The following is a 24,597-nucleotide window of genomic DNA, read 5'->3' on the forward strand; positions in this document are numbered from 1 at the left end:
GGGCTGGGCCGGGGTCGGGCGCAGGGGCCACCAGAGGCTGCGGCCGAGGAGGGCCGCCAGGGCGGGGACGACGGCGAGGGAGAGGACGAGGGCGGAGAGCAGGATGCCGACCGTCAGGGAGAAGGCCATCTGCTCGGTGCCCGGGGAGGCGACCAGCGTCGCGAAGGAGCCCGCCAGGACCACGCCCGCCGCGGCGATGGCGGGGGCGGTGTGCCGGACGGCTCGGGCCACGGCGGCGCGGGCGGGCCCGGGGTGGGCCATCTCCTCGCGGAGGCGGTCGGTGATGAGGATGTTGTAGTCGGTGCCGAGGGCGACGACGAACAGGAACAGCACCAGCGGCAGCGTGAAGCTGACGCCCGGCCGGTCCAGCCCGTGCTGGAAGAGCAGCGTGGCGGCGCCGAGGGTGGCGGAGAAGCCGAGGCCGACCGCGAGCATCAGCACCAGCGGCGCGAGCAGGCTGCGCAGGAGCAGCAGCAGGATCAGCGCGATCAGCCCGGCCGCGACCGGGAAGACCACGGCGAGGTCGTGGTCCACGGCGTCGGCGACGTCGGCGAAGATCGCCGCCGTGCCGCCCACGTGACCGGCCGTCCCCGCGGGGGCGTGGGCGGCGACCGCGGCGCGGACCGGTCCGGAGGCGAGGGCGCGGGCCCGGTCGCTCTGCGGGTCGACGTTCAGGGAGACGTCGATCCGCGCGGCCCGGTGGTCGTCGCTGAGGACGGCCGGGCTGACCCGCCCGACGCCCTCGACACCGCTGAGGGCCTTGGCGAGGCCGTCGAAGCGTCCGGCGTCGAGGGTGGAGCCGTCCTTGGCGACGAGGAAGACGGTCGTCGGGTCGGAGACGCCGGCCGGAAGGGCGCGGGCGATCTCGGCGGCGGTGGCGGCGGCGGGCGTCGAGGAGTCCTCGCCGAGGCTGTAGTCCATCCGGACGCCGACCATCCCGGCGGCCAGCGTGCCGAGCAGCGCGACGGAGGCGGCCAGGACCGCCAGCGGGCGGCGGGCGAGGAAGCGGCCGTACCGGGCGGCGAAGCCCTCGCGGGGTGCGCGGCGCAGGCTGCGGGAGGGCCAGAACATCGCGCGGCCGCAGGCGGCGAGCAGGGCGGGCATCAGGGTGAGGCTGCCCAGCAGCATGACCAGCACGGAGAGGGCGATCGCCGGGCCGAGCGCGCGGAACTGGCCGAAGGAGGCCACGCCCAGGGTGGCGAAGGCGGCGACGATGGTCAGCGCGGCCGAGGTGATCGCGGTGCCCACCCGGCCGGAGACCTCGGCGGCGGCCTCCCGGGCGGGCTGGTCGGGCCGGGAGCGCAGGTGCTCGCGGAAGCGGAAGAGCAGGAACAGCAGGTAGTCGATGCCGATGCCGAGCAGGACGACGGAGATCAGGCTCGGGGTGCTGGAGTCCAGCTTGAGACCGGTGAGCTCGGCAGCTCCGGCCACCACCCCGGAGGCCGCCGCCGCGATCAGGCCGACCGCCAGCAGCGGCAGCACGGCCGCGAGCACGCTGCGGAACACCAGCACGTTGAGCAGCACGATCAGGCCCATGACGAGGGCGCCGCCGAGCTTCATGGCGCCCTCGTTGGCCTCGAGGGTGTCGGAGAGCTGGGCCAGGGAGCCGGTGAAGCCGGTGCGCATCCCCATCTCGCCGAACTCGGTGCGGGCGCCGTCGCGGAAGGTCCGGTAGACGCCCTGGACGCCCTCCTCGGAGGGGTTGCCGGTCAGCTCGACGGTGAGCAGTTCGAAGCTCTTGTCGGGCGCGGTGGTCGCGGGCGCGATCCGGGGTGTCTGGGAGCGGTCGTTGACGAGGAAGCTGGGATCGTCCTTCTTCCTGGGCATCTGGACCCGGCGCTTGGCGAGCTTGGCCGCGCCGTCCTCGATCTTCTTCTGGTCGGCGGCGCCGAGCTTCGCGCCGTCGGCCCGGGCGACCAGGACGGTGATGGTCACGGCGTCCGGCCGTGCCCCGAAGTTGTCCTCGGCGATGCGCAGCGCGGCGGCCGAGTCGTAGCTCTTCGGCAGGAAGTCCCCGGTCTGGGACTGCGTCACCCGGGGCATCAGCATCGGGCCCAGGAGGCCCAGTCCCACGGCGAGGACGCCCCACAGGGCGATGACCTTCCACGCGTTTCTCGTGGCGAATCCGGTCAGTGCGCGGATCACGTGTTCCTCCGGCTCGTCGACGCGTACGTCGGCTTCGGCGCCGGGGTTTCCCGGGCCTTCTCCAGACCATCAGTCGAAACGGCGCCGGGCGTCCGAGCCGGGGACGATCCGCACCGGGGGCCTCGCTCCCCCGCCGGGGCCGCGACCGGGACCGTGGTCCTGGTTCCGCCCGTGCGGCTTCGGCCGTGGGGACGAGCTCGGGGCCGACGGGCCGGTGCGAGAATGGGCCGGTGCGAGAATGGGCAGGTCAGAGCCGGTCGGCCGGGAGGGACGAGATGGACGCGCGTGCGCGCCGTGTGTGGGGGCCGCTGCCCTGGAGCCAGGCGGACGCCCTGCTGGTGGTCGTCGTCACGATGATCGACCTGCTCGGGCACCTCCTCATCGGGCAGGTGGCGGGGGGCCGCCACGTGACCGTTCCGGGCTTCGTCCTCGTCGCCGTGTCCGCCCTGCCGCTGCTGGCCCGGCAACGGCGCCCGCTGGAGATGCTCGCCGTCGTGCTGGTGATCCAGGCCATGATCGACCAGTTCGTCCCCACGACCAGCCACTTCGGCGCGGTGCTCACCGTCGCCCTGTACTCGGTCGGCCGGTATCGGCGGCTGTGGGACACGGCGGCGGCCTCGGCCGTGACGACGGTGGTCGTGTCGCTGAGCCAGAGCCACTTCCACCTGCCGTCCTGGTCGGCGGTGTTCGCCACGATCGTCGCCGCCGTCATGGTCGCCGGCGCGGGGCTCGGCGTCGCGCGGTGGCAGCGCGAGCTGGCGGCCAACCGCCAGCTGCTGGCCGACCGCGCGGTGGCGGACGAACGGCGGCGCATCGCACGGGAGTTGCACGACATCGTGGCCCACCACATCACCACCATGCAGCTGATGGCCGGCGGCGCCCGGGCGAACCTGGGCCGGCCGGAGGTGGTCCGGGACTCCCTGGTGACCCTGGAGTCCTCGGGCCGCCTCGCGCTGCGCGAGATGCGCCAGCTGCTGACCGTCCTGCGGGCCGACGACGACGAGCCGGAGCACGCCCTGCCCGCGCCGCAGCCCGGGGCGGAGGACGTCCAGCGGCTGGTGGACGAGTCCTGCCTGGCCGGGCTGCCCACCGAGCTGACCGTCGACGGGCCCCGGCAGCCCCTGCCGCCGACCGTCGGCCTGACGGTGTTCCGGATCGTCCAGGAGGGCCTCACCAACGCCCGTAAGCACGCGGGGTCCGCGCGGGCCGACGTCCGCCTGGCGTACCACCCGGACCGGGTCACCGTGGAGGTGCGCGACGACGGCGGGGGCTCGCCCTCACCCGAGCCCACCGGTCGGGCCGGGTACGGGCTACTCGGCATGCGCGAGCGCGTCGCCCTGCACGGCGGCACCCTGGAGGCGGGCCCGCGGCCGGGCGGCGGCTTCGCCGTGCTGGCCGAACTGCCGCTGACCGCCGCCGAGGCGGCCGAGGCGGCCGTCCAGACCGGGCAGGCGGCCCGATGAGCGCCGACGGCACGAACCCCGACGCCCTGAACCCTGACGGCATGCCCTCCGACGGCACGAGCCCCGACGCGCCGATCAGGGTGCTCATCGCGGACGACCAGCCGCTCGTGCGGCGCGGCCTGTCGCTGATCCTCTCCCCCGACCCGACCTTCGAGGTGGTCGGCGAGGCCGAGGACGGCGAGCGGGCCGTCGCCGCCGCCCTGCGGCTGCGCCCCGACGTCGTGGTGATGGACATCCGGATGCCCGTCCTGGACGGCGTCGGCGCGACGGCCGAGCTGGCCCGCGTCCTGCCCGACTGCCGGGTGCTGGCGCTCAGCACCTTCGACATGGACGAGTACGTGGTGGCCGCGCTGCGCGCCGGCGCCCACGGGTTCCTGCCCAAGGACGTCTCCCCGGAGGACCTGGCCACGGCGATCCGCACCGTCCACGCCGGCGAGGCTGCCGTCGCCCCGCGCCTGCTCACCCGGCTGATCTCCGCCTACGTCCGGGCGCCCGCCCCGGCCCCGGAGCCGCCGGCGGTCGTCCACGGGGCCGAGCTGACGCCCCGGGAGGCGGAGGTGTGGCGGCTGATGGCCACCGGGCTGGACAACGCGGGGATCGCGCTGGCCATGGAGATCAGCCAGTCGACGGTGAAGAACCACATCACCAGCCTCTTCGGCAAGCTCGACGTCCGCGACCGCGCCCAGGCCGTCATCGCCGCCTACGAGACGGGCCTGGTCACCGCGCGTTCGTCGTAGGGGCGTCCTGCGGCTCCGCCGGTGCGGGCTTCGCGGCGCGGGAGGGGTTCCACAGTCCGTCGGCCTCGCCGCGGGCGAGGTGGTCCTCGTAGATCCGCACCTTGTAGCGCATCACCTCCAAAGTGCGCTCCAACTCCCGGACCTGCTCCTCCACCTGGCGCTCGTGCGCGCGCAGCAGCTCGAGCCGCTCGTGCTCGTTGCCCGGCCCGCCGCGGGCCAGCTCGATGTACTGCCGGATGGTCGCCAGCGACATGCCGGAGGAGCGCAGCCGGGTGCAGATGGCCAGCCACTCCAGGTCCTCCTCGTGGTAGATCCGGCGGCCGTTGGCCAGGCGGCGCACGGGGTTGGCGAACAGCCCCTCCCGCTCGTAGAAGCGCAGCGCGTGCACGCTCAGGCCGCTGCGCTGGGCCACCTCGCCGATGCTCAGGTCCATGGACCCGTCCTCCCCGTGTTGATCTAGACCCGACTCTAGGACCTAGCGTCGAGCCGTCCGCTCATCGGAGCGGTCCTCACAGCCCGAACAGTCCGAACGATCCGGACAGTCCCAACAGTCCGATCGGCCTGAACAATCCGGACAGTCGCACACAACGGGAGAACATCATGAGCGTTTGGTTCGTCACCGGGGCCTCACGGGGCCTCGGCGCGGAGATCACCCGCCAGGTGCTGGAGCGCGGCCACAGCGTGATCGCCACGGCGCGGGACGCCTCCGCCGTCCTCGCCGCGCACCCGCAGCGGCCGGACGCGCTGCTGGCGGCGGAGGCGGACGTCACCGACCCGAAGCAGCTGGCCGCCGCGGTGGAGGCCGGGCTGGCCCGGTTCGGCCGGATCGACGTCGTCGTCAACAACGCCGGCTACGGCCTGCTCGGCGCGGTGGAGGAGAGCTCGGACGAGGCCGTGCGCGCCCTGTTCGACGTGAACGTGTTCGGCGTCCTCAACACCCTGCGGGCGACCCTGCCCACCCTGCGCGCCCAGCGCTCCGGACACGTCCTCAACATCGGTTCCGTGGGCGGTTTCGCCACCGCACCGGGGGTGGGGCTGTACGGCGCCTCGAAGTTCGCCCTCGAGGGCCTGTCGGAGGCGCTGCACGGCGAACTCGCCCCGCTCGGGATCCACGTCACGATCGTCGAACCGGGCGGGTTCCGTACGGACTTCCTGAGCCCGTCCAGTCTGCACACCGAGCCGGCCATCGCCGACTATGCCGAGGGGACGGGCCCGGCGCGCGAGGCGATGGCCCGCTACGACGGCCGCCAGCCGGGCGACCCGGTGAAGGTCGCCAAGGCCGTCGTCGATGTCACCGAGGCCCAGGAGCCGCCCCTGCGGCTGCAGTTGGGCGCGGACGCGGTCGAGCGGATCGAGGCGAAGCTGGACCGCGTCCGCAGTGAGCTCGACCGGTGGCGGGACGTGGCGCTCTCCACCTCCTTCTGACGGTCCGTCAGACGCTCCGTCAGATGGTCCGTCAGCTGCCGAGTGCCTGAACCTCCGTGTAGGAGACGGCCGAAGGCTCCAGCGGCAGGCCCTCGCGGACGGCGGTCGCGGTGCTCACGGCCGCCGCGAGGGCGTTGCGGTAGAGCAGCGAGCCGAGGCTGATCCTGCGCACACCCAGCGCGGCCAGCTCGGCGACGCCCGGCCCGCCCGGGGCGTAGAGGATGTTCAGCGGCGTGGTGACGGTGGCGAGCAACGCGGCGATCTTGTCCGGGTCGGAGAGCCCCGGCGCGAACACCCCGTCCGCACCGGCCTGTTCGTACACCGCGAGGCGGGGCGCGGTCTCCTCCTGCTGCCGGCCGAGCCAGTGGGTGTCGGTGCGGGCGTTGACGAACAGCGCGGGTACGGAAGCCTTGACGGCGGCGATCTTCGCGGCGTGCAGTTCCACGGGGGCGAGGGTGCCGTCCGGGCGGCCGTCCTCCAGGTTGATCCCCGCGGCGCCCGCCTCGTACAGCTCCCGGGCCAACTCGGCGACCTGCTGCGGGTCTTCGCTGAATCCGCCCTCGACGTCGACGGTGAACAGCAGCGAGTCCCGTCCGAGCCGGCGGGCCAGGGCCAGGGTGTCCCGGACGGTCGCGCCCGTCCCGTCCGGCAGGCCCGCGGCGGCGGCGACGCCGAGGCTCGTGGTGCCGACCGCCGGGAAGCCCCGCGCCGCCAGCAGGGCCGCCGAGGCGTGGTCCCAGGCGTTGGGGAGCAGCAGCGGCTCGGCCTGCTCGTGCAGGAGGGCGAAGGGGGTGCGCGGGCGCCGCAGCAGGCCCTCGGCCAGGGCGAGGGCGTGCGCCCGGCCGGGGCAGAGCCGCGGTGGGGCGCCGAAGGTGAGCGGTACCGGGTGCGTGCGGTGGGCGGCCGCGAGGTCGAGGAGCACCAGGTCGCCCGCGGCGATCTCCCGGCCGGCGACCCGGGTGTCCCTGGCGGCGGTGCGGCGCATGGCGGCCACCGGCGGCGTCTCCCGCAGCACCCGGGCGAGCGGCACGTCGGCGCCCGCCGAAGCCTCCACCAGCGCGGCCGTCGCCGCGCACGCCTGCACCAGCAGCCCGATGCGGTTGGCCAGGGCTTCCAGGCCGGCCGCGTCCGCGGGCTCCGGCTGCAGCAGCGCCACCAGCCGGGCCACCGCCGCGTCGGCGCCCGTTTCGGCGTTCGCGTCGGTATCGGCGCCCGCCCCGCCGAAGTAGGCGCCCGCCACCACGGCCACCGCCTCCGCGACCTCCCCGGGCTCCGGCATCCCCAGCGCCCCGGCCAGCGTGCGCACCACCCGGATCCGCGCCTCTCCCTCGGCGGGCCCCGCCGCCGCTGCCCGCCGCAACGCGCCGGGCTCCAGCCGCGCCAGCTCGGCCTCCACCAGCGCACGCCGCCGCCGGTGCGCCTCCCCCGAGCTGAACCGGGCCACGGTCGCCCGCAGCCACGCGACGCCCGCCACCGCTCCGGGTTCGCCGTGCGGGCCCGGCAGCTCCGGGACGAGCGCCGGATCGGCGAGCGCCTCCGTGATGTCCGCGTACCGGTCGAACTCGTGCGTCGTGTGCGTCATGCCCCCGACGCTAGGGCCGGGACGGTTCGGCCCGCACCGAACCGTCCCGGCCCCGTACAGCCCCAACCCCGTCAGGCGCCGGTCAGGTGCGGCGGGAGATGACCATGAGGTAGTCGCAGGGGGTGTCCGTCGGGTTGGCGAAGCCGTGGTCGGCGTCGGCCTGGAGGAAGAGGGAGTCGCCGGTGTCGAGGGTTTCGACGATTCCGCCGATGGCGACGGTGAGGGTGCCGGCGAGGACCACGAGCTGCTTCTCGGTGCCCGGCGGGGAGGCGGGGAGCAGGCCCAGGGAGACGCGGGCGGGGAGGTGGTGGACGATCATCTCGGGGCCGCCCGCGCCCGGGGCCGCGGAGAGCATGTGCCGTTCGAAGCCGGTGTCCGGGTCGCGGAAGACGGGGCGTTCGCGCTTGCGCAGGACGACGGCGACGCCGGACGCGGCGGCGGCCGGTGCGCCGATCAGGTCCGAGAGGGAGGCATCGAGGGCGTGGGCGATCCTGGACGCGACGCCGATCGTGGGGCTCTTCTCGCCGCGTTCGACCTTGGACAGCATCGCGCGGCTGACGGACGACCGCAGGGAGAGCTGCTCCAGCGTCAGGCCCGCCTCCTCGCGGCGCCGCCGCACGTTGCCGCCGAAGGCGCCGGCCAGGTCGTCGCCGTCGCCGTGGTGCGGTTCGGTCACCGTGATCCTCGTTCGTCGAATGCCCCGTTGTTCATCGCACAGTGTAGTGTTTCTCCCATAGAAGACAGCATCTTCGATCGAAGACGCTACGGAGGGGGTTCCATGCGTGTGATCTCGAGCGGCCGGCACCATGCCGTGTTCGCCTTCGGCGACCTGCGGGTCGTCTCGCTGCGGGACGGGTACATCGACATGCCGCCGACCCGGCTGCGCGGCGAGGACGGATGCGCGCTCCACGCGCTGCCGCCCGCCGTCCCGCTGGTCGGCGGCAACCTGCGCCTCGCGGTCAACGCCTTCTTCGTCACCGACGGCACGCGCTCGCTGCTCGTCGACACCGGCGCCTCCGACAACTGGCACGTCCCGAGCATGGGGCTGATCTACCAGGCGCTCGACGAGGCGGGGATCGACCGCGCGCTCATCACCGACGTGGCCATCACCCACGACCACGAGGACCACGTCAGCGGCCTGGTCATGCCCGGCGGCTCGGAGGCGTTCACCGGGCTCGAGCGCGTCTGGATCGGCGCGGGCGACGCCTCGGTGTTCACCGAGCCGCGGCTGGCACCGGTCCGCGACCGGGTCGTCCCCGTGACGGAGAGGGTCGCGATCAACGACTGGGCCACCGCCGTCCCCACGCCGGGCCACACCCCCGGCCACACCGTGTACGAGATCACGAGCAGCGCCGGCCGCCTCCTCGTCTGGGGAGACACCGTCCACGTCCCCACGCTCCAGTTCGAACAGCCCGATGTGGCCTGGGAGTTCGACGGCGACCAGTCCGGGGCCCGCTCCGCGCGAGCGGCCCTCCTCGAACAGCTGGCCCTGCCGGACCACTTCGTCGCCGGCGCCCACCTCGACTCCCCCGGCATCGCCCGCGTGAGCCCGTCCGGCGACGGCGACGGCTACGCGCTGGAGTACCTGGCGCCCCCGATCGGCTGACCGCCCCGCGGCGAACGGCGGCCCGGACGACCCGAACGGCGTCCGGGACCGCTGTTCGGGTCGTCCGGGTGTCCCTTCGGGTGACGGCGCCGCGCCGCGCGCCGTCCGCAGGGCTCCGGTGAACCACTGTGCCTGGTTGGAAGCCCCTTCGGAGTGGAGGTGTCGACGCCATGGCGTCTCTGGTGGCACGCAGTGTGACGGTAGTGGCGGCGACGGCCGCGTTGGTGGTGACGGCGGGCTGCGGGAACAACACCACTCCCGCAGCCCACACGGTGGTGCCGACCACCGCGAGCGCGACCCCGTCGGCCACGACGCAGCCGCCCTCGGGGCCGTCCCCGACCGCGAGCACGAACCCGCGGCCCGGCACCGTAGAGGTCTTCCCGGGCCGGGACTCCGAGCACGCGACCGCACCGACGATCAACGTGGCGGCGTCCCGGGTGGGCGAGCCCGGGTCGGCGACGATGACCGTCCACAACACCACCGCCACGTCCAAGACCATCCAGAACATCACCGCCGACCGCACCCAGGACACCGGGACGACCTCCGTCCCCGAGGACAACTGCTCCGGGACGACGCTGCAGCCCGGCGAGAGCTGCGGCGTGACGGTCGAGCACACCGCCTCGCAGCCGGGGCCCTACACCGTGGACCTGGTGATGACGACCCCTGAGGGAACCGTCATGATCCCCCTCACCGGTCAGGCGGAAAGCGCCTCGAACGCCCCGACGCCGTCCACGCCCACGCCCAGCCCTACTCCCACGCCCGCACCCACTCCCGCGCCCACGACCCCCGCTCCCGACAACACCGGGAGCCCGGCACCCGAGGCCCCCACCACCTCACCCGCCGCCGACGGCGCTTGAGGAGATCTCCACCCAGAGTCCGTCGTTGTCCCGCAGCGCCACCACCAGGCGGTCCGCCCAGCGCGAGGTGGAGGAGACCAGGTAGAAGCGGGACGGCGCCTTCGCCAGGACGCGGAAGCCGCGGTACTCGTAGCGGTACCCCTCCCCCTCGGGCCCGTGGTCGATCAGGGAGATGTCCGGGGCGTTGTGCGTGAGGGGCGCCCGCGAGTGGACCACCACGTACGAGGTGCCCGGGTAGCCGTCCCGGACGAAGGACATGGCGTTGCCCCGGCCCAGCGCCTCCACGTACCGCACCATGTCGAACAGCAGGCACAGCGTCAGCACCCCGAGGAGCAGCGCGCCGCCCGCCAGCCACGGCCGGTCGCCGGAGCCCGGCGGCCGGGTGTGCGGCCCCGGCCCGTGGCCCGGTTCCGGGGTCTGGCCCAGGCGCAGCAGGACCGCGAAGAAGGCGAGGGTGGCGCCCAGGGCCATCACCAGGGCGGGTACGAGCTCGTGCACGCTGCTGCGGTTCAGGACCGGGAGCAGCAGCCGGTTCTCGAAGAACACCGGGACGCCGAGCACCAGCATGATCAGACCGGCGGCGAGCAGCCCGCGGATCACCGTACGGCGCCGGGCCGCGTGCTCGGGCATCGCCAGCCGGCGCCCCACCCACCCGAGCAGCAGCACCACGACCAGGGCGCCGACCAGCAGCAGCCACAGCGGCAGGAAGAGAGCGCTCGGGCTGTTGGCCAGGGTGCCCTGGAAGGAGAAGCCCAGGTCCTCCGGGAGCACACCGAGGGTCGTGTAGTACGCCTTCGCGTAGACACTACCGATGTAGTAGAGCAGCCCGACGACGACGGTTCCCGGGGCGACGATGAAGGCCGCCTTCTCCAGGTACCCCCACGCCGCGGGGCGTGACGGCGGTGGCGCTTCCGGCGGTGGCGGCGGAGCTGGCATGGCCTCAGTCTGCAGAGGGCCCCGGCCGCCCGCACCCGGGACCGCACCGCCCGGCTGATCCGCGGGCCGGGCCCGCTACGCTGCCCGGGTGCCGTACGAGCTCAACGCCGTCATCGCGCGGTTCGACCTGCTGAGGAGCCGGGCCGCCGGGGTGCGGGAGGCTGCCGTCGCCCCGTTGCGGCAGGGCATGGGGCTGGTGCCCGTCACGCAACGGCTCCTCGAGGAGCGGCCCTTGGGCCACTGGTCGCGGGGCGGAACGGTCGCGCACGTGGAGGCGCAGTTCCACGGAGGGGTCGGGCACCAGGGCGCCTGCGTGTGGCGGTCCGGGGAGCAGGTGTGGGGGCCGGTCCGCACCCGGGACTTCGCCGGGCCCCCTGGTCGGCGCGGCCACGCGCCACCGCCAGGACCTGCACCTCGAGCACGGCCCGCTGTCCCCGGAGGAGGCCGCATCCCGGCTGCGCACCTGGGCGGCGGAGCAGGGCTTCTGAACCCGACGGCGGCGCACCGGAGTTGGCATGCCGGGCCGGGCGATTCCGGTACAGGCATGCGGATTTCGCCGCGCCCTCGTCGAACGTCGTGAAGGCTGAACGGTCACGCCCGGCCGGCGGAAGCCACCGCCGCCGCCGGGCCCGTGACGGTGTCGCGGTCGCGGGAGGCCCAGCGGGCGACCGGGCCCATGGCGTAGCCCGCGGCGAGGAAGACGGCGCCGAAGACCAGCCAGCCCGCCAGGCCCCCGTCGAGCAGGAGGGAGGTGAGCAGGAGCGGGCCGAGGGTGCGGGCGACGGCGACGCCGGTGTTGAAGAAGCCCTGGTACTGGCCGATGCGCTCCGGCGGGGCAAGATCGAAGCCCAGCTGCCAGGAGCCGGCGGACTGCCGCATCTCGCCCACGACCTGGAGCGTCGCCCCGGCGACGAGGAGCGCGCCGACGGCCCACACCGGGACGTCCAGCGCGGAGAGGCCGCAGACCGCGCAGGACAGCAGGAGCAGCACCCCGGCCGAGCGGACGGCCCGTACGGCCGAGTCGAGGCCGTCCACGTCGCGCGCCGCGCGGACCTGGAAGAGCAGCACCGCAACGGTGTTGAGGACGAACAGGGCCGATCCGAGCCAGCCGAGGCCCGGCGCCCGCTGGGCGATCCAGAGGGGGAAGATCAGGCTGAGCAGCGGCATCCGCAGCAGCAGCACGGTGTTGACGAGGGTGACGGCGGCGTAGCGGCGGTCGCGCAGGACGGCCAGGCGCGGGCCGGTGCCCGACTCGGCTTCGGCGGGCGGGACTTCGGGCAGCCGGCGCAGCAGCAGCGCGCCGGCGAGCAGGCCGAGGACGGTGACGACGAACGCGCCGAGGTAGGCGTCGCGGGTGCCGACGGTGAGGGCGATGCCGCCGACGGCGGCGCCGACGGCCAGGCCGCCGTTGAGGGTGGACTGGAGGTGGGCGAGCAGGCTGGTGCGTTCGGCGCGCGGGACGAGCCCGGCGACGAGTGCCTGGCGGGCTGCGGTCAGTCCGGACTGGGCGGTGGCGTAGAGGCAGACGGCGAGCAGGAAGGGCAGGTAGGAGCGGATCACCAGGAAGGCGGCGACGACGACGGCCGCGGCGAGCGCGAGGGCGAAGGCCGTGCGGCGGGGGCCGCGGCGGTCGGCGAGGTGGCCGAGGGGGACTCCGGCGACCGAGCCGATGGCCCAGCCGACGGCGAGTCCGGCGCCCAGGGCGGTGGCCGACATGCCGACGACGCGGGTGAAGTAGAGCGCGGAGCAGGTGTAGTAGGCGCCGTCGCCGACCGCGCTCGCCAGTTGCGCGGCGGCGAGGGTGCGTTGGGGCCCGGCGGGTGGCAGCAGGGCGAAGCGGGCGGGGCGGGGCTCGGACACGTCTCTCCTGTCGACTTCCGGGTGCGGACTGCGGCGTGCGCCACAGCCGCGCGGCGTGCGCCCCGACTGCGGGGCGCGGGCCGCGGTTTCGCAACCCTTCGCGGTGACGCTCACCACCCGGTGGCGGCGTCATGCCAAGACTAGGCGCAGAGTGGACCGGCCGACAGATCCAGTGATCTTGAATTTCCCTGGGCCACTTCCGGCGCCCGCCGCACCACCGGGCGAGCGCTGAACTCCCGTACGAGCACCTGGCGTTGCCCCTCCACGGCCCCGGGAACGCCCCCGCCCGTACGGCCGAAGCGCCGTCCGTACCCGCTCCGAACGGGCCCTCCCGGGGGTCGGATTCCCGCTCCGTGGAGCAAACTTGGCCGTGTTGACCGGCCTGTGGAGCGCTCCTATGCTCAACGGCGTTCGCGATCCGCCACCGGGGTCTGGGCCGTCGCGCCCGCCCGATCCGGCGCCGTCACCGGCTCGAAGGGTTTCCTCCCATCAGCACCTCCATCGCGCCCTCGGACTCCAGCGGCCGCCCCGACGCCAAGACCCCCGACGGCACTGGCCCCGACGGCACTGCCCCCGACGGCACTGGCCCCGACGCCGACGCCCCGGGCGGGCCCGTCACCACCGGCCGCCGACGCTTCCTCACCTACCTGCTGGCCGCGCCCACCCTCACCGTCGCCGCCCGCCTCGGCCTGGACGCCGCCGCGCCCGCGAGCGCCCACGCCGCCGTACGCGCCGCCGCGGGAACGGCCGTCGCCCAGGACGCGGCGCCCTCGCAGCTGCTCGGCCTGCCCGGCATCCCGGACATCCTCGACCTCGGCGACGCGATGATCGTCGCGGGCCTGCCGACCTCGCACCTGCTGGTGCTCGAAGTCACCGCCGCCGGACGGGCCGTGCTCCACCTGCCCCGCCTGGAGGTCGGCCAGGGCCTCACCACCGCGATGGCCATGCTCGTCGCCGAGGAACTCGACGCCAGACTCACCGACGTCGACGTGCCGCTCTCCGACGGCCGCCCCGAACTGCTCTTCAACCAGCTCACCGGCGGCTCCAACTCCGTACGCTCCCTGTACGATCCGGTGCGCGCCGCGGCCGCCGCCGCCCGCGCCCGGCTGGTCACCGCCGCCGCCGCGCGCTGGAACGTCCCCGCCTCCGGGCTGCGCACCGCCGACTCCACCGTGATCGCCCCGGACGGGCGCACCGCCGGCTTCGGCGAACTCGCCGCCGACGCCGCCGCGGTGGCCGTCCCGGCCGTACCCACCACGCCCAAGCCCGCCGACCAGCGGCGCCTGGTCGGCAGGCCCACCGGCCGCATCGACGCCCGGGACATCGTCACCGGCCGCGCCCAGTACACCGGGGACCTCCAGATCCCGGGCGCCGTGCCCACCGTCGTCGCCCGGCCGACCACCATCAACGGCACCCTCAGGTCCCTGGACGCCACGGCCGCCCGCGCCATGCCCGGGGTGATCGGCGTGGTGCAGATCCCCACCGGCGTCGCCGTCCTCGCCGAGACCTTCTACCAGGCGCTCAAGGCCAGGGACGCGCTGCGCCTCGCCTGGAACCCGGGCCCGGTCTCCGAGCTGTCCACCCCCGACATCCAGCGCAGACTGCGCGACGCGCACGCGCCGTTCCTCATCCCGCCGCTGCTCACCCAGTGCCTGGACGGCGAGTTCGACTTCGCGTTCGTCAACCACGCCCCGATGGAGGTCCTCACCGCCGTCGCCGACGTCCGGCCCGGCCGGGCCGAACTGTGGTTCGCCTCGCAGTCGCCGATCATCGCCCAGCAGAGCATCGCCGCCGAACTCGGCCTGCCGCAGGACGCGGTGACCGTCCACGTGGTGCGCGGCGGCGGCTCCTTCGGCCGCCGGCTCTTCTTCGACGCCGCGCTCGAGGCCGCCCAGATCTCCAAGGCCGCCGGCCGCCCGGTCAAGCTGATGTGGACCCGCAACGACGACATGCGCCACGGCCGGATGCGCCCCGCCAGCCACCACCGCATCCGCGCCACCTACGGCCTGCTCGGCCAGGTCGTCAGCTGGGAGCACCGCGCCGCCACCGTGCAGACCGACCTGCGCCACGGCCTCGGCGAGGCGCTCACCGCCGCCGGGTTCAGCCTCTCCCTCGCCGGGATCAGCCTCGCCCAGGCGTTCTTCCTGCTCACCGAGAAGAACCCGTACAACGTCGGCATCCCCACCCAGCTCCTCGCCGAGGTGCCGCTGGAGATGCACACCGGCAGCTGGCGCTCGGTCTACTCGGGCATGGTCCGGGTCGCCGACGAGATCATGATGGACGAGCTCGCCCGCCGGATGGGCCAGGACGAACTGGCGTTCCGCCTCGCCCGGGTGCGCGACGCGGCCGGCCGCACGGTGCTCGACACGCTGGCGCAGAAGGGCGGTTGGGGCCGCCCGATGGCCCCGGGCACGGCCCAGGGAATCGGCTACCACGACGAGAACGGCGGCCGGGCGGCCTACCTCGTCGAACTGGACGCCACCGACCGGGCCAACCCCCGCGTCACCAGGGCCGTCGCGGTGGCCGACGTCGGCCAGCCCATCAACCCCCGGGGCCTGGAGGCCCAGCTGACGGGCGCGCTGGTCGACGGCATCTCGGTGATCCTCCAGGCGGGCAACCACATCGACAACGGCGCCGTACGGGAGGGCAGTTACGCCGACTTCCGCTACGCCAAGCAGCAGAACACCCCGCCCTCGGTCGAGATCCACATCCTGCCGCCGAGCGGACCGCCCGGCGGAGCGGGCGAGTTGGGCGTCCCGGCCGCCTCCGCCGCCGTCGCCAACGCCTACGCGCGGGCGACGGGCACCAGCCCGCGCTCCTTCCCGATCAGCTTCTAAGGACCCGCCCCCATGCCCACCCACACCTTCGTCCTCAACGGGCAGTCCGTCACCGTCGAGGCCCCCGACGACATGCCGCTGCTCTGGGTCCTGCGCGACAAGCTCGGCGTCACCGGCCCCAAGTACGGCTGCGGCGTCGGCGTCTGCCGCGCCTGCACCAGCCACATCGACGGCCAGGAGTTCCAGCCCTGCACCCGCACCGTCAAGGACTGCGAGGGCCACACCGTCACCACCATCGAGGGCCTGGCCGACGGCGACACCCTCCACCCCGTCCAGGAGGCGTGGCTCGCCTGCGACGTCGCCCAGTGCGGCTTCTGCCAGCCCGGCCAGATCATGACCGCCGCCGCGCTCCTGCGCCGCACCCCGAACCCCACGGACGCGGACATCGACCAGATCCAGAACATCTGCCGCTGCGGCACCTACCCCCGCATCCGCCAGGCCATCAAGCAGGCGGCCGCGGCCACCCACCCGACGACTCCCTGACGGCGCCTCGGGGCGCGGGCCTCCCCGGCCGCCGGTCACTACATCCGTAGTGGCACTACGCACGTAGTGCCACTACATGCGTAGTGCCGGGGTTCCGTACGGTCGCGCGTGCGCGCTCAGGCGTCGCACTCAAGCGTCGCGAGCAGGCGTCGCGCCCAGGCGTCGCGCTCAGGCGTCGCGAGCGGGCCAGTGGGGGTCGCGGCCGAAGAAGGCAGCGAGCCGGTCGTACGCCGGGGCGTCGGCCGGGGCCTCGACCTCGGGGCCGAAGGCGTGGTGCTCCGCCTCGGCGCCCCGGAACTCGGGCTTCAGTGCGCCGTGGGCCCAGGCGAGGGCGGTGGTGGCCACCTCGTGGTCGAGGCCCTCGGTGGACTGGGCGGTCGCCCGGGCCAGATCCCAGGCGTGGACGGCGAACTCGGCCGCCTGCTGGTCCAGCGCAGCCCCGGCGGACGCCGTGCCGGCCGCGCGCCAGGCCGCGACCAGGCGCTCCGCCCCCTCCTCGAAGGCGTGCAGCCAGCCGTCCGCCACCCGTTCGAAGGGCTGCGACCAGTCCGGCTGCCCGCCCTCCGCCCGGACGGTGAACTGCCGCAGGTCGTGCAGCAGATGGCTGATCAGATCCGCGACGTCCCAGGAGGCGCAGGGCGTCGGATGCTCGGCCAGCTCCACGCCCGCGCCGTCGATCAGCCCGGCGGTCTGCGCGAGCGCCCGGGAGAGCAGCCCGGTCGGGCCGTCCGCTGCGGTCATGGCACGCACCTCTCGATCGGCGGGGTCGAACCCGCCCGATCGTAAGCGGTCGACCCGCCGCCACCTGCGACGAAGCGTCAGTTGAACATGTTCAATTTTTCTGCCACGGTGGGCGCACCAAGTGATCGGGAGGACCTGCGGTGAGGCGGAAAGCATCACGACCACGGGCGCTCGGGGGCGCAGCCGTCCTGCTGGCCGCGCTGTGCGCGTGCGCCGGGCCGGGCCAGTACTTCGACGGCACCGGGCTGCACGACGCGGCCGCCGCCGAGGTGACGGGCACCTGGGAGGGCGCGGAGCAGACGCGGCTGACGCTCGACCCGGCCGGGACGGCCCTCGTCCAGCGCCTCGACGGCAAGGAGTTCGACTTCGACGCCGGCTGGCGAGTGACCGGCACGGGCACCTGGGAGCTGACCGACCGGCCCGGCGGGCAGAACGTCGTGGTCACCATGACCGCGCGGACGGCGCTCGACCGGCGTGCCGACGCGCCGACCGGCGCAAGCTCCTCGGCCGCGCCCCTGACGTACACCTGGCGCTTCAACGCGCGCCGGGACGCCCGCAGGAGCCTGGAGCTGTTCTTCTTCTTCGGCGATCCCGACTCCGGGAACACCTACCTGCTGCGCCACGCCGCCGTCTGACCACCCGAAACGGCCGCCCCCGGGGGCGGCCGCTCGATACACCGGGGGGACGGTCAGACCGCCAGGGTCTGCCCCGGGAAGATCAGGTCCGGGTCGGCGCCGATGACGCCGGTGTTCCTGCCGTACAGGCCGTCCGTGTCGGTGCCGAACTTGGCGGCGATGTCGCTCAGCGTGTCACCGCTCCTGACGGTGTAGCTGCCGCCGCCGGTGTTGTTCGCGACGGGCGCCGGGGCGGGCGCGGCGGGCGCCTTCTGCGCCTGCGACTCGGCCTTCACCGGAGCCTTGGAAGCCTTCGGCGCGCTGGGAGCCTTAGGAGCCTTGGGAGCCGCAGCGGCCTTGGGCGCCGCAGCCGCCTTCGGAGCCGCGGCGGCCTGCGGCGCCTCCGAGGTGTCGACGGCGGCCGGGGCCCCGCCCTTGCCGAGGCCCGCCTTCTTCGAGCACACGGGCCAGGCCCCCGGCCCCTGCGAGGCGAGCACCCGTTCCGCGACGGCGATCTGCTGGGCCCTGCTCGCCTGGTCGGCCCGCGGGGCGTACGCGGTGCCGCCGTTCGCGGCCCAGGTGGAGGGGGAGAACTGCAGTCCGCCCTGGAAGCCGTTGCCGGTGTTGATGCCCCAGTTGCCGCCGCTCTCGCACTGGGCGACGGCGTCCCAGGTGGAGGCGGGGGCCGCGGAGGCGGAGGTGGCCGTGACGAGGCCGGTCACCGGCAGGGCCGCGACGGCGGCTCCCGCGATGACCGCCATCCGTACGCGCTTGCGCTTGGTGACGGTGGTGGTGGTGACAGCGGCGTTCTCGTGACGGTAAGTCATGAAGGTCCTCTCGGCAAGCCCCGGGCGGGCAGCCGGAACCAGGCCCGGGACATGGGCCGCTCGGTTCCGTTCGCCGCACTCGTCGGGCGGCCGGACACGTGTCGGACGTGCCGTGCCGCCCCGGTCACCGCCACTCGCCGGCGAACTGACGACCTGTGCTGCCCGTTCGGGCCGGTCGCGTCGGCGGGCACGGCCCTCGCGCCGGGGGTCAGTCGGCGGGCCGTGCGTCGGGGTGAACCCGGGTGGCGCTCGTTGCGCCGCCCAAGAAGCTACGGGCCGCCCCGGGGCGCGGCAAGCAATTCTTGGTCGTCGCAGGTCAGCTGACTGTTACCGGCGGTATCGATCAAGAAACGACGCCCGGTTCGACCGGGTTTGACCGCATTTCAAAGATCGCCCGATCAAATTCCGTGCCCTCGCTCACACCTCTCCGCCCGCGAGTGCGCCCACACTCCCCACCCACGGCGACGGAGAACTGACGCACCGTCACCACGATTCCGGAGTTCCCGCCTCCGCGAGGCTGCGAAGTGGCCTGCGCCACACCCATCACCCTCCGCATCCGCGCGACTACCCTCGACCGCCCCGGACTACCGCCTGCCCAGCTCCGCGTCCCGCGCCAGCAGCGCCGCCTGCACCCGGTTCTCGCACCCCAGCTTGGCGAGGATGCGGCTGACGTACGTCTTCACCGTCGCCTCGCTCATGTGGATGCGCGCCCCGGCGTCCGCGTTGGAGAGCCCCTCCCCCAACAGCTCCAGCACCTCCAGCTCCCGCCCGGTGAGCACCTCCAGCCGCCGCCGGGCCTCCGCCGCCCGGGTGGCCGCCGAGGAGCCGCGCCCCGCCGCCAGCGAGTCGACGATGTGCCGGGTGGCCGCCGGGGACAGGAAGGCGTTGCCGCCGGCCGCCGCCCGGACGGCCTGGATGAGTTCGCCCGGCGCGGTGTCCTTGAGCAGGAAGCCGGCGCCGCCCTCGGTGACGGCGCGCAGGACGTTCTCACGCTCCCCGAAGGTGGTGAGGACGATGGCGCGCGCCCCGGGCGCGACCCTCGCGAGCTCCCCCAGCGCCGTCAGCCCGTCCATCACCGGCATCTGGATGTCCAGCAGCACCACGTCCACCCGGTGCGCCCGGGCGAGTTCCAGCGCCTCCCGGCCGTCCGAAGCCTCGGCGACCACCTCGATATCGTCGGCGGAGCCGAGGATCATCCTGATCCCGGCCCGGATCAGCGGCTCGTCGTCGGCGACGAGGACTCGGATCACAGCTGGTCATTCCCCTCGAACGGTGTTTCGACTGAAACACCCATCCTCACATCCCGGAACATCACTGCCGACGCTGGTGCCGCGTCACCGGTCAGTCGCGCACCGGATAGTGCGCCTTCTCCACCAGCACGCCGTCCCTGAAGCAGAACCGCATCACGTTCTGCTCCGCCCACTTGTCGTTCTGCTCACCGGACAGGAACCAGCGGCAGTGCGCGCCGGCCGGCCTCTGCGGCCCGCTGTCGTGGTAGTCGCCCGTGAAGAAGTCGTTGCCGCTCGGCAGCCCCTCCTTCACCTGGGACTCCGGCATGCCGACCACCAGCCTCTCGTACACCGGCAGCGACACGGTCGCGTCGTTCGCGCCCTGGATGAACGCGAACACGCCCCACGCCAGCAGCGCCAGCAGCGCCACCGAGACGCCCACCACGCCGACCGCGCAGCCGATCGCGGGGCTGCGCCGACGGCCCTCCGGCTCGGGGACGGCCTCCAGCCCGGCCAGCGCCCAGTCGTCCAGGTCGGAGGCGGCCGCCGCACCCTCCGACTCCGCGCCCTCGTACGGGAGGACGGCCGCGAGCCGGAAGCCCTGCTCGGGCGTCGGACCGGCGTGCACCATCCCGCCGACCAGCCGCGCCCGCTCCCGCAGCCCGGCCAGCCCCTGACCACCGCTCACGGGGGCGTGCGCGCCGGGGCGCGCACCCACGGGCTCCGGCGCGCGGGCATTGCCCACCTCCACCACCAGCGCGTCCGGCTCGTACCGGAGCGCGACGGCGATCGGCGCGCCGGGGGCGTGCTTGTGCGCGTTGGTGAGCGCCTCCTGCACGATCCTGTACGCCGCGTGGTCCACCACCGCCGCCAGCGGGCGCCGCTCCCCCTCGCTGGTCAGCTCCACCCGCGCACCCGCCGAGCGGGAGGCGTCCACCAGGGCGGCGATCCCGTCCACCCCGCCGGCGGAGGGCGCCGGGGACGGGGACGAGGCCACGGCCGTCGACTCGTCGTGCAGCACCCCGACGACCTCCCGCAGCTCACGCATCGCCGAGACCGCCGCCTGCCGCAGCACCCCGACCGCCTCGCGCTGGCGCTCGTTGAGGGTGCGGTCCACCTCCAGCGCGCTCGAGTGCACCGAGATCAGCGCCAGCTGGTGGCCGAGGCTGTCGTGCATGTCCTGGGCGATCCGGTGCCGCTCGCGCAGCCGCGCCTGGTGCACCACCATGACCCGCTCGCGCACCAGCTGCTCGTTGCGCTCGCGCAGCGCGTCGGTCAGCGCCCGGCGCTGCGCCCGGTAGCGGCCCCAGAGGGCGGGCAGGACGGCGATCAGCAGGAAGGTGCCCAGCGACAGTCCGATGATCAGCTTGGGCGAGACGGAGGCGCCGTCCTTGAGCGTGCCCGTCACCGTGAACACCACCCAGCCCACCACGAAGGTGCCGGCCAGCACCCAGACCCGCCGGATCCGCGAGCCCACCGTCCAGGCGGCGCACACCAGCATCGGGAAGGGCCCCAGCGCGTAGCCGCCGATGGCCGCGGTGGCCAGCAGCACGGAGGCGGGGAAGGCCCGCCGCAGCAGGCACAGCAGCACGGTGGCGAGCCCGATCAGCACGGCCGGGCCGCTGTGGGCGACCAGCTCCAGAAGGGTGGCCGCGCCGCCCATCACCAGGGCGAGCAGGGCCTCGCCGACGATCCGCCGCCGCGGCCAGGGGCCGGGCAGCGCCGTCCGTACCGCCTTCTTCCAGGCCCGCGCGATCGCATCCACCCGTCGAGGCTACCGAGCCCGTCACCCGGACGGCCGTCACCCTTCGTCGCCGCCGGAGACGACGAAAGTCTCCTCACCGCAGACGGTCCCGCACCCCCGCTGAGGCCCGTCCACTCACGGCCCGTCCACCTCGGTGAGCAACAGCGCCACGTCGTCCACCCCGTCCGCCGGCCGCACCTCTCTCAGCAGCCTCTCCGCGAGCGCCTCCGGCCCGGCGTCCCCGCCCGCCTCCACCGCCGCGCGCATCCGCTCCACCCCTTCGTCGATGGCCGCCCCCGGCTCCTCCACCAGCCCGTCGGTGTACAGCGCCAGCAGCGCCGCCCCCGGCAGCCGCAGCTCGCGGACGGGGTAGACCGCGCCCTCGTCCACCCCCAGCAGCGGCCCGCCGGGCACGTCCAGCACCTCGGCCCGCCCGTCCGCGTGGCGCAGCACCGGCGGCAGGTGCCCGGCGCGGGCCAGGCGCAGGGTGCGGCGGGCGGGGGTGAGGCGGGCCAGGCAGCAGCTGGCGAGCAGGCCCAGGTCCAGGTCGAGGAGCAGCCGGTTGGTGCGGGCGAGCACCTCGTCGAGGGGTTCGCCGCCGCTGGCGAAGGCGCGGACGGCGCTGCGCAGCTGGCCCATGGCGGCGGCCGCGGCGACGCTGTGGCCCTCGACGTCGCCGATGACGAGGGTGAGGTCGCCGTTGGTGGTGATGGCGTCGTACCAGTCGCCGCCGATCTCCATGCCCTGGGTGCCGGGCAGGTAGCGGGCGGTGATCCGCACGCCGGGCACCTCGGGGAGGCGGTGCGGCAGCAGCCCCTGCTGGAGGCCCCGGGCGAGGGCGAACTCGGCGTCGTAGAGGCGGGCGCGTTCGAGGGCCTGGGCGATGAAGCCGCCGAGCGCCGTGAGCAGGCCCCGGTCCTCGGTGGTGAAGGCGCGCGGCCGGTCGAAGCCGAGGATGCAGCTGCCGACGGGGTGGCCGGAGGCGATCAGCGGCAGGAAGGCCCAGGCGCCCATCTCGTCGAGGGCGATGCCCGGGTAGGCGGCGGCGAGCTCGCGCACGGACTCGAAGAAGATCGGGGTGCCGGTGCTGAGGGTCTCGGCGCCGGGGACGCGGGCGCCGACGGGGGTTCCCTCGAAGCCGTCGAGGAAGCCCTCGGGGTAGCCGGTCTCGGAGATGAGGTGCAGTTCGCCGGCGCGGATGCCGTAGAGAGCGAGTTCCTGGCCGCCGAAGGCCGGGAGGATCTGTTCGGCGACGGCCCGGCACACGTCGCGGACGGTGACGGCCTCGGTGAGGGCGCTGGCGAGCTGGAGCAGGTGGTGGGTGCCGCCGAGCGCGGCGCCGGCGGGCGGCGCGGCAGGGGGTGCGGCCGGAGGGGGCCCGGCTGGAGGGGGCCCGGTGTCACCGGCCGGGGTCTCGGCGGCGATGACCCGGCCGGTGACGCCGTGCGCGTCGGGGTAGAGCGAGAAGGCCAGCCAGCCCTGCGGGGGTCGGGCGGCCAGGAAGACGGTGGGGCGCTGGGAGAGCAGGGCGGCGCGGTAGCGGTTCTCGTAGAAGGGGTCGGCGAGCCAGGGCAGGGCGTCCCAGGGGTGGCGTCCGACGAGCTCCTCGCGGCGGACGCCGAGCAGCGCTTCGGTGCCGCGGTTGGCGTAGCTGATCCGGCCGTCGGGGTCGAGCGAGAAGACGCCTTCGCTGAGGCGTTCGACGGCGGCCGCGGCGGCGGTGAGGGTGCGCACGTCGAGGACGGCGCCGACGAGGTGGGTGCGGCCGTCGGAGACCACGGCGGGCACCCGGGCCCACAGTTCCACGGGGTACGGGTAGCCGTCGCGGCCGAGCACCCGGACCCGGGCGGCCAGCACCTCGCCCTCGGCGAGGGCGGTGCGGGCGGCGGCCCGGAAGCCGGCCAGGTCCCCGGGGGCGATCCGGGCGTTGAGGGCGGCGACGGTGCCGTCGAACTCGCCGGGCCCGAAGCCGAAGATCTCGCCGAAGCGGGCGTCGGCGGCGAGGGCGCCGGTGGCCACGTCCCAGTCGAACAGGCCGACCCGGGTGGTCGGCGCGGTGGCGGGCGGCAGCTCGACGACGGCGGCGTCCTCCGGCGGCTCCACGTCCGCGCCCGCCGCCCCCACCTCGGCGAGCCCGGCGGCCAGCTGCCCGGCCACGGCGGCGAGCCTGCGCCGCGCCCGGGCGGGCACCCCCTCGTCCGAGGCGGGCCACAGCACGCTCAGCACCCCGAACCGCTCCCCGCCCGCCGTCACGGGCACGCAGGCCGTCGCGTAGTCGTAGGGCAGGCCCACCGCCAGCTGCGGGAAGCGCCGCACGGCGTCCTCGGTGTCGGTCACCGTGACGGGCCGGCCCGTACGGAAGCAGACGGCGACGGGCAGCGGCCCGGCGGCGGCGATCCGCCGGAACGGGCTCATGATCGACAGCGGCACCCCCGCGATCGTGCGGAGCACCAGCGACCTGCGGTCCCGCGACCGCAGGTACACCATCGCCCCGTACGCCCCGGTCCGCCCCAACGCCCGCCGGACGGCCTCCACCAGCAGCTCGTCCCGCTCGGGCACCTGCCCCCGGGCCCCACCGGTCGGATGCGGATGGCGCATGCTCTTTTGCTACGCCGGGCCCCCAACCCTGTCAAACGCTCACCGCCCCGCCCCCGGATTCCGGGGCCCGCCGCTCAGAGCCCGCCGAGCTCGATCCCGACGGCGTACGGCGCCACGGCCTCGACCCGCCCGACGAACACCTCGCCCGCCCGGTACGCCCGGGCGGCCTCGTCGAGCAGGTACGTGTGGACGACCGGCACCCGGCCCGCCGCCTGCTCGACCCGCCAGACGAAGGGGATGCCCGCCTTCGCGTACTGGTCGAGCTCGACCACCCGATCGGTGGTCTCCGACCCCGGGGAGACGACCTCGACGAGGAGCAGCACGTGCTCCGGCCTGGTCGGCGACTCGTCGATGGTGTCCGCGCGGTAGACCACCACGTCCGGGCGGCGGTTGTCGAGCGGCACGTCCTGCAACCGGACGTCGAAGTCCGTGTCGGCGTTCCACTCCTCACCTCCGGCCGCGTCCAGGGCGTTCGCCAGGAACCGTGCGAGACGGTTGTGCCTCTTGGAGGCGCCGGGACTCACGACCACCATCCCGTCGACGACCTCGATACCGGCGCACTGCTCCTCGCTCCAGGAGTCGTACTGCTCGCTGGTGATCTGTCGGTGCATCCACTCCGGAGCGATCATCTCGGCCGTCACTGCGTACCTCCCCTGGCTGTCGGGCGGGCCGGTTCCTCGCGGCTCTCAGCCTAGCGGCCCGGTGCCGGGGGTTTCGGGGGGTTCGGGGGTGTTCGATAGTCTGCAGGATCTGGGCTGATGGCGGTGCGGGCCGCCGGCGGGGGAAGTGGGAGCGGGTATGCAGGGGCCGTCGTCCGAGGGTTGTGAGCGGGATGCGGCGTGGCAGTGGGAGGGGGAGTCCGCCGGGGGTGAGGCGGCGGCGGAGGTGATCGGCGGGGGGCCGGGGCTGGGGC

General features: G+C 74.6%; 21 protein-coding genes. 8 read left to right on the forward strand and 13 right to left on the reverse strand.

Annotated features, from left to right (window positions below; translation table 11 throughout):
* Nucleotides 1-2,145: MMPL family transporter (locus tag IH61_RS0135345; protein ID WP_031077598.1), on the reverse strand; the 2,145-nt coding region annotated here is incomplete at its 3' end.
* Between the two features lie 275 nt (nucleotides 2,146-2,420).
* On the opposite strand from IH61_RS0135345, the gene IH61_RS0135350 reads away from it, so the two are divergent.
* Together IH61_RS0135350 and IH61_RS0135355 are read left to right on the forward strand one after the other, a co-directional pair.
* Nucleotides 2,421-3,608 carry a sensor histidine kinase gene (locus tag IH61_RS0135350; protein WP_037973781.1) on the forward strand — a complete coding sequence of 396 codons (1,188 nt, stop codon included), beginning with the start codon at nucleotides 2,421-2,423 and terminating at the stop codon, nucleotides 3,606-3,608.
* Nucleotides 3,609-3,649: 41 nt separating this feature from the next.
* Nucleotides 3,650-4,345 carry a response regulator transcription factor gene (locus IH61_RS0135355; protein ID WP_031077602.1) on the forward strand — a complete coding sequence of 232 codons (696 nt, stop codon included), beginning with the start codon at nucleotides 3,650-3,652 and terminating at the stop codon, nucleotides 4,343-4,345.
* Here the strand turns inward: IH61_RS0135355 and IH61_RS0135360 are convergent.
* On the reverse strand, nucleotides 4,326-4,778 hold the full coding sequence (locus IH61_RS0135360) for a MerR family transcriptional regulator (protein WP_031077604.1): 453 nt from the start codon (nucleotides 4,776-4,778) through the stop codon (nucleotides 4,326-4,328). The genes IH61_RS0135355 and IH61_RS0135360 overlap by 20 nt on opposite strands.
* Nucleotides 4,779-4,945: 167 nt before the next feature.
* Here IH61_RS0135360 and IH61_RS0135365 point away from each other — a divergent pair, with 167 nt between their 5' ends.
* Nucleotides 4,946-5,770: an oxidoreductase gene (locus IH61_RS0135365; RefSeq protein ID WP_031077606.1), complete on the forward strand. Its 825-nt coding sequence runs from the start codon at nucleotides 4,946-4,948 to the stop codon at nucleotides 5,768-5,770.
* A 31-nt stretch (nucleotides 5,771-5,801) separates the two neighbouring features.
* On the opposite strand, the gene IH61_RS0135370 is transcribed toward IH61_RS0135365, so the two are convergent.
* On the reverse strand, nucleotides 5,802-7,352 hold the full coding sequence (locus tag IH61_RS0135370) for an isocitrate lyase/phosphoenolpyruvate mutase family protein (RefSeq protein ID WP_037973782.1): 1,551 nt from the start codon (nucleotides 7,350-7,352) through the stop codon (nucleotides 5,802-5,804).
* Between the two features lie 82 nt (nucleotides 7,353-7,434).
* A complete protein-coding gene (locus tag IH61_RS0135375) occupies nucleotides 7,435-8,028 on the reverse strand; it encodes a helix-turn-helix domain-containing protein (protein ID WP_063763331.1) in 594 nt (197 codons plus the stop codon).
* 102 nt (nucleotides 8,029-8,130) lie between these two features.
* Between IH61_RS0135375 and IH61_RS0135380 the strand changes: the two genes are divergently transcribed.
* Nucleotides 8,131-8,958: an MBL fold metallo-hydrolase gene (locus tag IH61_RS0135380; RefSeq protein ID WP_031077613.1), complete on the forward strand. Its 828-nt coding sequence runs from the start codon at nucleotides 8,131-8,133 to the stop codon at nucleotides 8,956-8,958.
* A gap of 170 nt (nucleotides 8,959-9,128) precedes the next feature.
* Nucleotides 9,129-9,815 carry a hypothetical protein gene (locus IH61_RS0135385; RefSeq protein WP_031077614.1) on the forward strand — a complete coding sequence of 229 codons (687 nt, stop codon included), beginning with the start codon at nucleotides 9,129-9,131 and terminating at the stop codon, nucleotides 9,813-9,815.
* Here the strand turns inward: IH61_RS0135385 and IH61_RS0135390 are convergent.
* From IH61_RS0135390 to IH61_RS0135395, 3 genes are all read right to left on the reverse strand, one after another.
* Entirely contained in the window at nucleotides 9,792-10,751 is a 960-nt protein-coding gene (locus tag IH61_RS0135390) for a hypothetical protein (protein ID WP_234327475.1), read from the reverse strand. The genes IH61_RS0135385 and IH61_RS0135390 overlap by 24 nt on opposite strands.
* Nucleotides 10,752-10,826: 75 nt before the next feature.
* The gene (locus IH61_RS49815) at nucleotides 10,827-10,958 is read right to left on the reverse strand and encodes a hypothetical protein (RefSeq protein ID WP_267884089.1); all 132 of its coding nucleotides are present in this window, start codon (nucleotides 10,956-10,958) and stop codon (nucleotides 10,827-10,829) included.
* Between the two features lie 384 nt (nucleotides 10,959-11,342).
* Entirely contained in the window at nucleotides 11,343-12,611 is a 1,269-nt protein-coding gene (locus IH61_RS0135395; protein ID WP_199823434.1) for an MFS transporter, read from the reverse strand.
* 824 nt (nucleotides 12,612-13,435) lie between these two features.
* On the opposite strand from IH61_RS0135395, the gene IH61_RS0135400 reads away from it, so the two are divergent.
* The gene (locus IH61_RS0135400) at nucleotides 13,436-15,448 is read left to right on the forward strand and encodes a xanthine dehydrogenase family protein molybdopterin-binding subunit (RefSeq protein WP_234327476.1); all 2,013 of its coding nucleotides are present in this window, start codon (nucleotides 13,436-13,438) and stop codon (nucleotides 15,446-15,448) included.
* A 12-nt stretch (nucleotides 15,449-15,460) separates the two neighbouring features.
* Entirely contained in the window at nucleotides 15,461-15,931 is a 471-nt protein-coding gene (locus IH61_RS0135405) for a (2Fe-2S)-binding protein (protein WP_031077622.1), read from the forward strand.
* Nucleotides 15,932-16,099: 168 nt separating this feature from the next.
* Here IH61_RS0135405 and IH61_RS0135410 read toward each other — a convergent pair whose 3' ends face one another.
* Nucleotides 16,100-16,672, reverse strand: coding sequence for a TIGR03086 family metal-binding protein (locus IH61_RS0135410; protein ID WP_031077624.1), 573 nt, complete (start codon nucleotides 16,670-16,672; stop codon nucleotides 16,100-16,102).
* Nucleotides 16,673-16,812: 140 nt separating this feature from the next.
* Between IH61_RS0135410 and IH61_RS0135415 the strand changes: the two genes are divergently transcribed.
* Complete coding sequence (locus tag IH61_RS0135415) at nucleotides 16,813-17,307, forward strand: hypothetical protein (RefSeq protein WP_031077627.1); 495 nt, start codon at nucleotides 16,813-16,815, stop codon at nucleotides 17,305-17,307.
* A gap of 53 nt (nucleotides 17,308-17,360) precedes the next feature.
* On the opposite strand, the gene IH61_RS0135420 is transcribed toward IH61_RS0135415, so the two are convergent.
* The 5 genes from IH61_RS0135420 to IH61_RS0135440 all read right to left on the reverse strand — a co-directional run bounded on the left by IH61_RS0135420 (nucleotide 17,361) and on the right by IH61_RS0135440 (nucleotide 24,325).
* The gene (locus tag IH61_RS0135420; RefSeq protein WP_078911632.1) at nucleotides 17,361-18,113 is read right to left on the reverse strand and encodes a transglycosylase family protein; all 753 of its coding nucleotides are present in this window, start codon (nucleotides 18,111-18,113) and stop codon (nucleotides 17,361-17,363) included.
* Nucleotides 18,114-18,697: 584 nt separating this feature from the next.
* Nucleotides 18,698-19,363 (reverse strand): response regulator transcription factor, encoded by a 666-nt coding sequence (locus IH61_RS0135425; RefSeq protein ID WP_031077631.1) that lies wholly within the window; start codon nucleotides 19,361-19,363, stop codon nucleotides 18,698-18,700.
* A 91-nt stretch (nucleotides 19,364-19,454) separates the two neighbouring features.
* Entirely contained in the window at nucleotides 19,455-21,107 is a 1,653-nt protein-coding gene (locus IH61_RS0135430) for a sensor histidine kinase (protein ID WP_051838588.1), read from the reverse strand.
* A 114-nt stretch (nucleotides 21,108-21,221) separates the two neighbouring features.
* Entirely contained in the window at nucleotides 21,222-23,684 is a 2,463-nt protein-coding gene (locus IH61_RS0135435) for a SpoIIE family protein phosphatase (RefSeq protein ID WP_031077635.1), read from the reverse strand.
* A gap of 74 nt (nucleotides 23,685-23,758) precedes the next feature.
* A complete protein-coding gene (locus tag IH61_RS0135440) occupies nucleotides 23,759-24,325 on the reverse strand; it encodes a Uma2 family endonuclease (RefSeq protein WP_031077637.1) in 567 nt (188 codons plus the stop codon).
* Between the last annotated feature and the right edge of the window lie 272 nt (nucleotides 24,326-24,597).

The sequence above is a fragment of the Streptomyces sp. NRRL WC-3742 genome, from assembly GCF_000720635.1.
Classification (GTDB): Bacteria; Actinomycetota; Actinomycetes; order Streptomycetales; family Streptomycetaceae; genus Kitasatospora.